This window comes from Streptomyces sp. NPDC002130 (assembly GCF_040296465.1).
Classification (GTDB): domain Bacteria; phylum Actinomycetota; class Actinomycetes; order Streptomycetales; family Streptomycetaceae; genus Streptomyces.
Genome location: NZ_JBEOXI010000271.1, coordinates 1 through 10,325 on the forward strand (window position 1 = coordinate 1; position 10,325 = coordinate 10,325).

Here is a 10,325-nt window from a genome sequence, read left to right on the forward strand (position 1 = left end):
CTCGCCGTCACCCTCGACGACGACCCAGCCGCCGAACTGAACAACTGGTACGGCCGCTTCCACTACTTCCGGCCCGACGAGCTCGAACCCCTCGAGCCCGCCGGAATCCCGGACGAGCCGTCGGCACCGGCTCCCGCCGCAGCCCCGGCGCGGCACATGACCGACTCCGAGACCCCCGCAGCGGAGGCCGAGTGACATGACCACCCACAGCAGCACCGAAGAAGTCAGCAAGGAACCCGAACGGTCCGAGGTCCGGCAGGGCATCGACGAGATCCACATCCTCTGGATCTCCGAGGGCATGAGCTGTGACGGCGACACCGTCTCGCTCACCGCCGCCGACCAGCCCTCCATCGAGGACCTGGTGCTCGGGCTGATCCCGGGCCTGCCGAAGGTGAACCTGATCAACAAGGTGCTCTCGCCCAGCCTGGGCGGCGAGGACTTCCTGGCTCCCTACCGGGCCGCCGTACGCGGCGAACTGGGCCCGTTCATCCTCGTCATCGAGGGCTCGATCCCCAACCAGAACATCATCGAGGGCGACGGCTACTGGACGTCCTTCGGCAACGACCCGGAGACCGGCGAGCCACAGACCCTCAACTGGTGGATCGACCAACTGGCCCCCAAGGCCTGGGCCGTGGTCGCCGCCGGCACCTGTGCCACCTTCGGCGGCATCCACGCCATGTCCGGCAACCCGACGGGCTGCATGGGCCTCGCCGACTACCTGGGCTGGGACTACACCTCCCAGGCCGGCCTGCCCGTCGTCAACGTGCCCGGGTGCCCGATCCAGCCCGAGAACTTCATGGAGACCCTGCTCTGGGTCCTCTACCACGCGGCCGGCTCCGCGCCCCCGCCGCCGCTGGACCACATGCTGCGCCCGCAGTGGCTGTTCGGGAAGACGGTCCACGAGGGCTGCGACCGCGGCTCGTACTACGAGCAGGCCAACTTCGCCGCGGACTACAACTCACCCAAGTGCCTCGTGAAGACGGGCTGCTGGGGTCCGGTCGTCAACTGCAACGTGCCCAAGCGCGGGTGGATGGGTGGCCTCGGCGGCTGCCCCAACGTCGGCGGCATCTGCATCGGCTGCACGATGCCCGGCTTCCCCGACGCGTTCATGCCGTTCATGGACGAGCCCCCGGGCAGCACCCTGTCGTCCCTGGTCATCAAGCCGTACGGGGCCGTCGTCCGGCGACTGCGCGGCATGACCAACGAGCTCGTCAACCATGAGCCCAAATGGCGCCACAACAAGCGCAAGCTGACCAGCGGTTACGACCCCCACTGGCGCGCCTGATGAGGCTCCCACGCAGCAAGCCCACCACCCCACACACCACCGACAGCGAGGGGCAGTACCGCAGATGACCACCACCGAGGCGCGGCCCACGGACCGCAAGCCGCCACAGCTCGTGGACATGTCCTGGGATCCGATCACACGGATCATCGGGAACCTGGGCATCTACACGAAGATCGACTTCGCCAACCGGGAAGTCGTCGAATGCCACAGCACCTCGTCGCTGTTCCGCGGCTACTCGGTGTTCATGAAGGGCAAGGACCCGCGCGACGCGGGCTTCATCACGTCCCGGATCTGCGGCATCTGCGGCGACAACCACACCACCTGCTCGGACTACGCCCAGCAGATGGCCTACGGCGTCAAGCCGCCTCCGCTGGCCGACTACATCGTCAACCTCGGTGAAGCGGCCGAGTACATGTTCGACCACACGATCTTCCAGGACAACCTGGTGTTCGTGGACTTCTGCGAGGCGATGGTCAAGGCCACCAACCCCGGTGTGCTGGCCCGCGCCGAACGCACCGAGGCGCCCCGCGGCGACATCCACGGCTACCGCACCATCGCCGACATCATGAAGGCCTTCAACCCCTTCGAGGGTGAGGTCTACAAGGAGGCCCTGAAGGTCAGCCGCATCACCCGCGAGATGTTCTGCCTGATGGAGGGGCGGCACGTCCACCCCTCCACGCTGTACCCGGGCGGCGTCGGCACGATGCCGCAGCCGACCGTGTTCACCGACTACCTCAGCCGGCTCATGAAGGTCATCGACTTCGTGAAGAAGGCCGTCGCCATGAACGACGACGTCTTCGACTTCTTCTACGAGGCGCTGCCCGGCTACGAGGAGGTCGGCCGCCGCCGCGTCCTGCTGGGCTGCTGGGGCGCCTTCCAGGACCCGAAGACGGTCGACTACCGCTACGAGACGATGAACTCCTGGGGCAAGGACATGTACGTCACCCCGGGCATCATCGTCGACGGCGAACTGGTCACCAACAACCTCGTCGACATCAACCTCGGCCTGCGCATCATGCTCGGCAGCTCGTACTACGAGGACTGGGTCAACGACCAGCCGTTCGTCACCCACGACCCGCTCGGCAACCCCGTCGACATGCGCCACCCGTGGAACCAGACCACCGTCCCGGTGCCGCAGAAGCGCAACTTCGACGACAAGTACAGCTGGGTGATGAGCCCCCGCTGGTTCGACCAGCGCACCGGCGACCACCTCGCCCTCGACACCGGCGGCGGCCCCCTCGCCCGCCTGTGGTCGACCGCGCTGAGCGGCCTGGTCGACACCCCGTACGTCAAGGCCACCGGCCACAGCGTGCGCATCTCCCTGCCCAAGGGCGAGTCGCTGCCGGAGACCACCCTGGAGTGGCGCATCCCGCAGTGGAGCAACACCATCGAACGCGACCGCGCCCGGCCCTACTTCATCGCCTACGCGGCCGCCATGGCCCTGCAGTTCCTGGAAGAGGCCATGGGCATGGTGCGCGCGGGCGAGACCAAGGTCTTCGAGAACTACGAGGTGCCCGACGAGGCGATCGGCTGCGGCTTCCACGAGGCGGTGCGCGGCGTCCTCTCCCACCACCTGGTGATCAAGGACAAGAAGATCGCCAACTACCACCCGTACCCGCCGACCCCGTGGAACGCCAGCCCCCGCGACATGTACGGCACCCCCGGCCCGTACGAGGACGCCGTCCAGGGCCAGCCCATCTTCGAGGAGAACGGGCCCGACGACTTCAAGGGCGTCGACATCATGCGCACGGTCCGCAGCTTCGACCCGTGTCTGCCGTGCGGTGTGCACATGTACGTCGGCAAGGGCAAGACACTGACGACCCTGCACTCGCCGACGTACGGGGCGAACCATGGCTGAGGCCGTCGGCGCACGGCTGGCCGACCCGGACGTCGAGGCCCGGCTCGCCCGGCTCGACCAGGCGCTGGAAACCCTCGAGTCCGCTCCCGGCCCCACCACCCGCTCCGCGACCGAGGCGGTGGCCCTGCTGACCGAGGTCTACGGCGAAGCCCTGGCCCGCGTCCTGGACCAGGCGGACGAGCAACTGGCCGAGCGCCTCGCCGACGACGAGCTGCTCGGGCACCTCATGGTGCTGCACGACATCCACCCCGAGCCCGCCGAACGCCGGGCGGCCCGCGCGGTCGAACGGCTGCGGCCCGCCGTACAGGAGCGGGGCGGCGACGTGGAGTGGGCCGGGGTCGAAGGGCAGGTCGCCCGGGTCCGTCTGACGAAGGGCGGCGGTGGATGCGGGTCCGGCTGCGGCAGCGGGGGATCGGAGGTCACCGACGCGGTCCGCGCGGCGGTGCTCGCCGTGGCTCCCGAGCTGACGGCGGTGGAGCCCCTCACCCAGACGGCCCCCGCCTTCGTCCCGCTGACCACGCTGACGCACCGGGGCACACCGTGACCACCGACGGGGCACTGGCCCGCCTCATCCGCTCCTCGGCCGACCGCACCGCGGCGGCCGAGAAGGAGGTGTGCGACCTGTGCGCCGCGCCGGTCGGCGACGAGCACGCCCACCTGTACGACACCGGGCAGGAGGAGGTGCGCTGCGTCTGCGGCCCCTGCTCCGTGCTGTTCGCCGACGCGGCGGCGGGGGACGGCCAGTACCGGCTCGTGCCCCGGCGCCGGGTCCGGCTGCCCGAGGTCGACACGGCCGCGCTGGGCGTGCCGGTCGGCCTGGTGTTCTTCGTGCCCCGGGCCGACGGCACCGTCACCGCCGAGGGCCCGAGCCCCGCGGGAGCCATGCGCTGGGAGGTGGACGCGGCGGCCTGGCAGAAACTGTCCGGCACGTGTCCACAGCTCGCGACCGTGGAACCCGACGTGGAGGCCCTGCTGGTGAACACCGTCCACGGCCTGCACCACCACTGGATCGTGCCGATCGACGACTGCTACCGGATGGTCGCCGTCGTACGCCGGGAGTGGCGCGGCCTGTCCGGCGGCGGCCGGGTCTGGCCGGCCGTCCAGCAGTTCTTCGAGGACCTCACCGAGCGGCCATAGCCACGCACTCCGCAGGTCGGAGGCGAGGAAGGAGAGCACCCCATGGGCAGCATCAGAGTGGGCCGGCCCCAGGCGAAGCCCGACACGCCCCGGCACGTCGCCGGGATGCACCAGGGCAACAAGGGACCGCGCCAGCAGCAGAAGGGGCACCACGCGGACGGCACCGCCGACGCGCGCCGCTCCACCGGGATCCACTGGAAGCGGCATGACGCCCTCGCCGAGACCATGCCGAACATCTCGCCGGGATGAAGACCGTGACGCGAACGAGCAGGGAGTCGCCGCAATGAAACGAGTACGCAGAACCGTCATGCGCAGGCGGGGCGGGATGAGCGGACGGCGGGTGCTGAAAACCGAGGCCGTCCTGGTGGGCGGCGCGGCCCTGGCCCTGTTGTGCTGGGAGTGGCCCAGCCTGAGGCGCGAGGCGCGGATCTGGCGGATGGCCGGCGGGTTCCGCGCCGGCCACCGCTACCCGTGAGCCGGCCGTGCACGAACTGTCGATCGCGAGCGCGATCATCGAGCGGGCCGACGAGCTGGCCCGGGCGGACGGGACGGACGCCGTCTCGAAGGTGACCGTCCGGGTCGGCGAGCTGGCGGGCGTCGTCCCCGACGCCCTGGACTTCGCCTTCGAGGTGGCCCGCGACGGCACATCCCTCGCGGGAGCACGGCTCGTCGTCGAGCAGATCCCCGCGCAGGCCTGGTGCGGCCCGTGCGCCGAGGAGTTCGCGGTGGGCGTGCCCCCGTTCTTCTGGTGCCCGCGCTGCGACCAGCCCTCCAACGACCTGCGCAGCGGCCGTGAGCTGGAGATCGCCGGGATCGAGCCGGTACCGGCGTAGAGGGGACGAAGGGCCCCGCCGATCCGTCGGCGGGGCCCTTCGTCCTGTCCGGCGGTCAGCAGATGCGCGGCAGCTGCTCCCCGAGCGGCAGATCCACCACCCGCGTCCCGCCGAGCCCGGTGGCGACCACCACCATCCCGGGATGCTCGGCGACGCACTCGCCGATCAGCGTGGCTCCGGCACCCTGCGGATGGGCCCGCATCGCCGCCAGCACCTCCTCCGCCTTTGACGGGGGCACGAAGGCGACCAGCCGTCCCTCGTTGGCGACGTACAGCGGATCGAGCCCGAGGAACCCGCAGGCGTTCGCCACCGCGTCCGGCACCGGGATCGCCCGCTCCTGAAGCCGGACACCCGTCCCGGAGGCACGGGCGATCTCGTTGAGGGACGCGCCCAGGCCGCCCCTGGTGGGGTCGCGCAGCACATGGATGTCCGCAGTGACGCCCAGCATGGCCGCCACCAGATCCGCCAGGGGCGCGGTGTCGCTGGCGACCTCCACCCCGAACTCCAGCCCTTCTCGCACGCTCATGATCGCCACGCCGTGCAGCCCGATCGGGCCGCTGACGATGACCGCGTCACCCGGCCGGGCACGCTGGGGCCGGATGTCCACCCCGTCGGGCACGAGACCCACCCCGGCGGTGGTGACGTACACCCCGTCGCCGTGCCCGGACTCCACCACCTTGGTGTCGCCCGTGGCGATCGTGACCCCGGCGGCCGCGGCAGCCGCCCCCATCGAGCGGGCGATCCGCTCGACGACCGTCAGCTCCACGCCCTCCTCCAGGACGAAGGCGGCGGAGAGGTAGGCGGGCCGCGCGCCGCTCATCGCGAGGTCGTTGACGGTGCCGTTGACCGCGAGGTCGCCGAGACAGCCGCCGGGGAAGAACAGCGGCCGGACCACGTAGGAGTCGGTGGAGAAGGCCAGCCGCGCGCCGCCGAGTTCGAGGACGGCGGAGTCGGCGAGCCCGGCCAGGGTGGCGTTGCCGTAGGCAGGGGTGAAGATCTGCTCCATCAGCTCCGCCGACAGCGCACCGCCGCCGCCGTGCCCCATGACCACGACCCCCTGGTCACGCAGCGGGGCGGGGCAGGTCCAGTTGGCCGGGTCGACCACATCGGTGACGTGCTCAGGCAACGGGAGTCACCTCCTCCTGCTGCGCGGCTCCGCCGGCCTGCGGCGCCGGGGCGTTCATGCGTCGGTAGAGGTAGTAGGCCGCGCAGGCGCCCTCGCTGGAGACCATGGTGGCGCCGAGCGGGGTGCGCGGGGTGCAGGTGGTGCCGAACGCGGCGCACTCGGTCGGCTTGATCAGGCCCTGGAGCACCTCGCCGGCCCGGCACTCGGCGGGCTCCTCGGTGCGGATCCCGCTGACGTCGAAGCGGTGCTCCGCGTCGTAGGCGCGGAAGGCGTCGGTCAGCCGCCAGCCGCTCGCCGGGATCCGCCCGATGCCGCGCCAGGACCGGTCGGTGACCTCGAAGACCTCCTCGATCATGCGCACCGCGGCCGGGTTGCCCTCCTCGCGCACGGCACGCGGATAGGCGTTCTCCACCCGGTGCTCACCGCGCTCCAGCTGGCGTACCGCCCGGCGGATGCCCTCCAGGATGTCCAGCGGCTCGAAGCCGGTCACCACCATCGGCACCCGGAACCGCTCGGCCAGCTCCGGGTACTCGGCCATCCCCATCACGCTGCACACGTGCCCGGCGGCGAGGAAGCCCTGCACCCGGCACTCCGGTGCCGTCATGATCGCCTCGACGGCCGGGGGCACCCGCACATGCGACACCAGCAGGCTGAAGTTGGACAGGCCCAGCCGGCGCGCCTGGTGCACTGCCATCGCGTTGGCCGGGGCGGTGGTCTCGAAGCCGATCGCGAAGAACACCACCTCCCGGTCCGGGTTGCGGCGGGCCAGCTCCAGGGCGTCGAGCGGCGAGTACACCACGCGCACGTCGCCGCCCTCGCCCTTCACCCGGAACAGGTCGCGGTCGGTGCCCGGCACCCGCAGCATGTCGCCGAAGGAGCAGAAGATCACCCCGGGCCGCGCGGCGATTTCCAGCGCCTTGTCGATGACCTCCAGCGGCGTGACACAGACCGGACAGCCGGGACCGTGGATCAACTCGACCTGCTCGGGCAGCAGCTGGTCGATGCCGTGCCGGATGATCGAGTGGGTCTGCCCGCCGCACACCTCCATCAGGGCCCAGGGCCGGGTGGCGGTGGCGCGGATCTCGTCCAGCAGACGCCGGGCCAGCTGGGGGTCGTTGAACTCGTCGATGTACTTCACCGGGCCTCACTCCCGCTGTCCTGGGGCTCCGTCACCGCGGCGGCGCCCGCCTCCTTGGCCGCCTGCTCCCAGGCGTCCCCGAACTCCTCCTCCAGCAGCCCCAGTTCCTCGAACAGCTTCAGGGAGGCCAGGGCCGACTCCTCGTCCAGACGCTGGAGCGCGAAACCGACGTGCACGATGACGTACTCACCCACCCGCACATCGGACACGTACTCCAGGCACGCCTGTTTCTGCACGCCGCCGAAGTCGATCAGTCCGGTGAGCGGGTCGGCACTGTCGTCGATGGACACGACCTTTCCGGGCACTGCCAAACACATGGGTCACTCCTCCTGTCGTAGGTGCGCCGCGACCACCAGCTGGCCGAGGGCCAGCCCGCCGTCGTTCGGCGGGACTTCGCCGTGACGGAGCACCGCGAAGCCGTCCTCGGACAGCAGCCGCGCGCACTCCTCCTCCAGCAGCGCGTTGGCGAACACCCCGCCGCTGAGCGCGACGGTGGCCAGGCCGGTGTCCTGACGCGCCCGCCGGCAGATCCCCGCCACCGCCCGGGCCACGCCGCGATGGAAACGGGCCGCGAGCACGGCGGCCGGGGTGCCGCGCCGCAGATCGGCGATCAGCGCGCCGAGTACGGGTGCCGGGTCGAGATCCCCGGCGAAGGCGTACGCCGACGGGTCGGCGTCCCACGCCGAAGCGGCAGCGCCCTCCAGTTCCAGCGCGGCCTGCGCCTCGTACCCCGCGCGATGACACACGCCCACGAGCGACGACACGGCGTCGAAGAGCCGGCCCATGCTGGAGGTCGGCACACAGGCCAGGCCACCGGGCAACTGCTTCCGGAGCACGGCCAGTTCCCGGGGTGCGCAGGCGGTCACGCACGGCAGGTCCGCGTCCCACGGCAGTCCCGCCGCCCAGAGCCGGGCCAGGGCCAGACGGCACGGGTTGGCGACGCCGGCGTCACCGCCGGGCAGCGGGGCGGGGGAGAGGCGGGCGTAGCGGCGGAAGCCGGTGTAGTCGGCGAGCAGGATCTCGCCGCCCCAGACGGTGCCGTCGTCGCCGTAGCCCGTGCCGTCGAAGGCGACGCCGATCACGGGGGTGGTGCCGTCGAGGCCGTGCCCGGCCATGGCGGAGGCGATGTGTGCGTGGTGGTGCTGAACCAGCACGGGGGCGTGCCCGGCCAGTCGGGAGGCCCACCGTGTGGAGTGATACCCGGGGTGCCGGTCGGCGGCGACCAGCTCGGGGCTCACGCCGGTGAGGGCCCGCAGGTGCGCGTCCGCCCGCCGGGCCGCCTCCAGGGTGGTCAGATCGCCCATGTCGCCGATGTGCGGGCCGAACCAGGCCTGATCGCCCGCACCGAGGCACAGGGCGTTCTTCAGGTCACCGCCCACGGCGAGAGCGGGCCGCACCGGCACCGGCAGCCGCAGCGGCCGGGGCACAAAACCGCGGGACCGGCGCAGCACCTGCTCGGTGCCGTCGGGGCGGACGCGCAGCAAGGAGTCGTCGCAGGGGGAGGCGATGGGCCGGTCGTGGGCGAGCCAGGCGTCGGCCAGCCCGGCGAGCCGGGTCAGCGCTTCGTCGTCGTCCGTGACGATCGGCTCCCCGGAGCGGTTGCCGCTGGTCATGACCAGCACGCGTGGGCCGGGCGGATCACCGGGCAGGCCGAACAGCAGGGTGTGCACGGGGGTGTAGGGCAGCATCACGCCGAGGTGCGGGCTGCCGGGGCAGACGCCGTGCGCGAGGCCGTTCGCCCCCGGGCGCCGGCTCAGCAGGACGATGGGGCGGCGGGGGCCGGTGAGCGCGGCCAGTTCGCAGGAGGAGAGGCCGGCGATGCGCCGTACTTCGTCGAGGTCCGCGCACATCACGGCGAACGGCTTGCCGCCGCGTGCCTTGCGGGTGCGCAGGGAGTCCACGGCGCGTGCGTCGCCGGCGTCGCAGGCCAGGTGGTAGCCGCCGAGGCCCTTGACGGCGACGATCCGCCCGGCCGCCAGCAGCGCGCGTGCCGATGCCAGGGCCTCGGCGTCCCGGGCCGGGCGGACCCCGCTCCCGGGGGCGGGCACCAGGCGGAGCCGGGGACCGCAGTCGGGGCAGGCCACGGGCTGGGCGTGGAAGCGGCGGTCGAGGGGATCGCCGTACTCACGGGCGCACCCGGCGCACATCGGGAAGCCGGCCATGGTCGTGACCGCCCGGTCGTACGGCATGCCCGTGGCGATGGTGAAGCGGGGTCCGCAGTGGGTGCAGGTGACGAACGGGTGCCGGTGCCGGCGGTCGGCCGGATCGCCCAGCTCCCGCAGGCAGTCCGGGCAGGTCGCCGTGTCGGGCGGGAGGAGGGTGCTGCCGGGGGAGCGGTCGGTGGAGCGGATGTCGAAGGTGCCGTCGGCGCCCGTCGCGGGCAGGTCCTCGAACCCCACGCCGGTGACGGCGGCCAGCGGCGGAGGCTCCTTCGCCAGCCGGTCGCAGAAGTCGGCGACACCCTCCGGCGGGCCCTCCACCTCGATCAGGACGCCGCTCGCCGTGTTGCTCACGAAGCCCGCCAGCGCGAGCTCGGAGGCCAGACGGTGCACGAACGGGCGGAACCCAACTGTTGGCTTCTGCCCATACGCGGGTCGGGCCCGCACCGGTGATACTCATGCCAGACCTCGAACCGTACGTACGGGGGCGCGGCGTCCCTGGATCGCGGCCACCATGTCGACTACACGACGGGTGGACGCCACCTCGTGAACACGGAACACCCGGGCGCCGCCCGCCGCGGCCATTGCTGTCGCTGCCAATGTTCCCTCCAACCTCTCGGAAAGCTCCACACCAAGAGTCTCCCCGATGAAGTCCTTATTACTCAGCGCCATCAGCACTGGCCACCCGGTGTTTACAAGAACGTCCACTTTCCGCAACAACTCGAGCCCGTGGAAGGTGTTCTTACCGAAATCGTGGGTGGGATCGATGAGAATCGCGTCGCGCGGAAC

At 71.6% G+C, this 10,325-nt stretch carries 12 protein-coding genes and 1 pseudogene; 8 read left to right on the forward strand and 5 right to left on the reverse strand.

Translation table 11 applies throughout. From position 1 onward, the window contains the following. The 8 genes and pseudogenes from ABT116_RS34510 to hypA form a co-directional block, all read left to right on the forward strand. Positions 1-195, forward strand: a pseudogene (locus ABT116_RS34510) (hypothetical protein); the annotation flags it as partial. 1 nt (position 196) lies between these two features. After that, positions 197-1,285: an NADH-quinone oxidoreductase subunit B family protein gene (locus ABT116_RS34515; protein WP_351642070.1), complete on the forward strand. Its 1,089-nt coding sequence runs from the start codon at positions 197-199 to the stop codon at positions 1,283-1,285. 64 nt (positions 1,286-1,349) lie between these two features. Continuing rightward, entirely contained in the window at positions 1,350-3,143 is a 1,794-nt protein-coding gene (locus ABT116_RS34520) for a nickel-dependent hydrogenase large subunit (RefSeq protein ID WP_351642074.1), read from the forward strand. Continuing rightward, complete coding sequence (locus ABT116_RS34525) at positions 3,136-3,687, forward strand: NifU-related iron-sulfur-binding protein (RefSeq protein WP_351642079.1); 552 nt, start codon at positions 3,136-3,138, stop codon at positions 3,685-3,687. Before ABT116_RS34520 ends, ABT116_RS34525 begins: the two co-directional genes overlap by 8 nt. Further along, positions 3,684-4,280 (forward strand): DUF5947 family protein, encoded by a 597-nt coding sequence (locus ABT116_RS34530; RefSeq protein WP_351642084.1) that lies wholly within the window; start codon positions 3,684-3,686, stop codon positions 4,278-4,280. The genes ABT116_RS34525 and ABT116_RS34530 overlap by 4 nt, the downstream gene beginning before the upstream one ends. Positions 4,281-4,322: 42 nt before the next feature. Then, positions 4,323-4,529, forward strand: a complete 207-nt coding sequence (locus ABT116_RS34535) for a hypothetical protein (protein ID WP_344455147.1) — start codon at positions 4,323-4,325, stop codon at positions 4,527-4,529. A gap of 34 nt (positions 4,530-4,563) precedes the next feature. Then, positions 4,564-4,755: a hypothetical protein gene (locus ABT116_RS34540; protein WP_351642087.1), complete on the forward strand. Its 192-nt coding sequence runs from the start codon at positions 4,564-4,566 to the stop codon at positions 4,753-4,755. Between the two features lie 7 nt (positions 4,756-4,762). After that, a complete protein-coding gene (gene hypA / locus ABT116_RS34545; RefSeq protein WP_351642090.1) occupies positions 4,763-5,113 on the forward strand; it encodes a hydrogenase maturation nickel metallochaperone HypA in 351 nt (116 codons plus the stop codon). Between the two features lie 55 nt (positions 5,114-5,168). Here hypA and hypE read toward each other — a convergent pair whose 3' ends face one another. The 5 genes from hypE to ABT116_RS34570 all read right to left on the reverse strand — a co-directional run. After that, positions 5,169-6,239 (reverse strand): hydrogenase expression/formation protein HypE, encoded by a 1,071-nt coding sequence (hypE, locus tag ABT116_RS34550; protein WP_351642092.1) that lies wholly within the window; start codon positions 6,237-6,239, stop codon positions 5,169-5,171. Beyond that, entirely contained in the window at positions 6,232-7,377 is a 1,146-nt protein-coding gene (gene hypD / locus ABT116_RS34555) for a hydrogenase formation protein HypD (protein ID WP_351642095.1), read from the reverse strand. Before hypD ends, hypE begins: the two co-directional genes overlap by 8 nt. Next, the gene (locus ABT116_RS34560) at positions 7,374-7,694 is read right to left on the reverse strand and encodes a HypC/HybG/HupF family hydrogenase formation chaperone (protein ID WP_351642098.1); all 321 of its coding nucleotides are present in this window, start codon (positions 7,692-7,694) and stop codon (positions 7,374-7,376) included. The genes hypD and ABT116_RS34560 overlap by 4 nt, the downstream gene beginning before the upstream one ends. Before the next feature lie 3 nt (positions 7,695-7,697). Further along, positions 7,698-9,983 carry a carbamoyltransferase HypF gene (hypF, locus tag ABT116_RS34565; protein WP_351642101.1) on the reverse strand — a complete coding sequence of 762 codons (2,286 nt, stop codon included), beginning with the start codon at positions 9,981-9,983 and terminating at the stop codon, positions 7,698-7,700. Between the two features lie 9 nt (positions 9,984-9,992). Further along, the coding region (locus ABT116_RS34570; protein WP_351642105.1) for a dihydropteroate synthase at positions 9,993-10,325 on the reverse strand (333 nt) is incomplete at its 5' end.

Coding starts and splice junctions, on each gene's coding strand:
- ABT116_RS34535 (WP_344455147.1), top strand. CDS start 4,323: ATGGGCAGCATCAGAGTGGGCCGGCCCCAGGCGAAGCCCGACACGCCC.
- ABT116_RS34515 (WP_351642070.1), top strand. CDS start 197: ATGACCACCCACAGCAGCACCGAAGAAGTCAGCAAGGAACCCGAACGG.
- ABT116_RS34560 (WP_351642098.1), bottom strand. CDS start 7,694: ATGTGTTTGGCAGTGCCCGGAAAGGTCGTGTCCATCGACGACAGTGCC.
- ABT116_RS34520 (WP_351642074.1), top strand. CDS start 1,350: ATGACCACCACCGAGGCGCGGCCCACGGACCGCAAGCCGCCACAGCTC.
- ABT116_RS34525 (WP_351642079.1), top strand. CDS start 3,136: ATGGCTGAGGCCGTCGGCGCACGGCTGGCCGACCCGGACGTCGAGGCC.
- ABT116_RS34540 (WP_351642087.1), top strand. CDS start 4,564: ATGAAACGAGTACGCAGAACCGTCATGCGCAGGCGGGGCGGGATGAGC.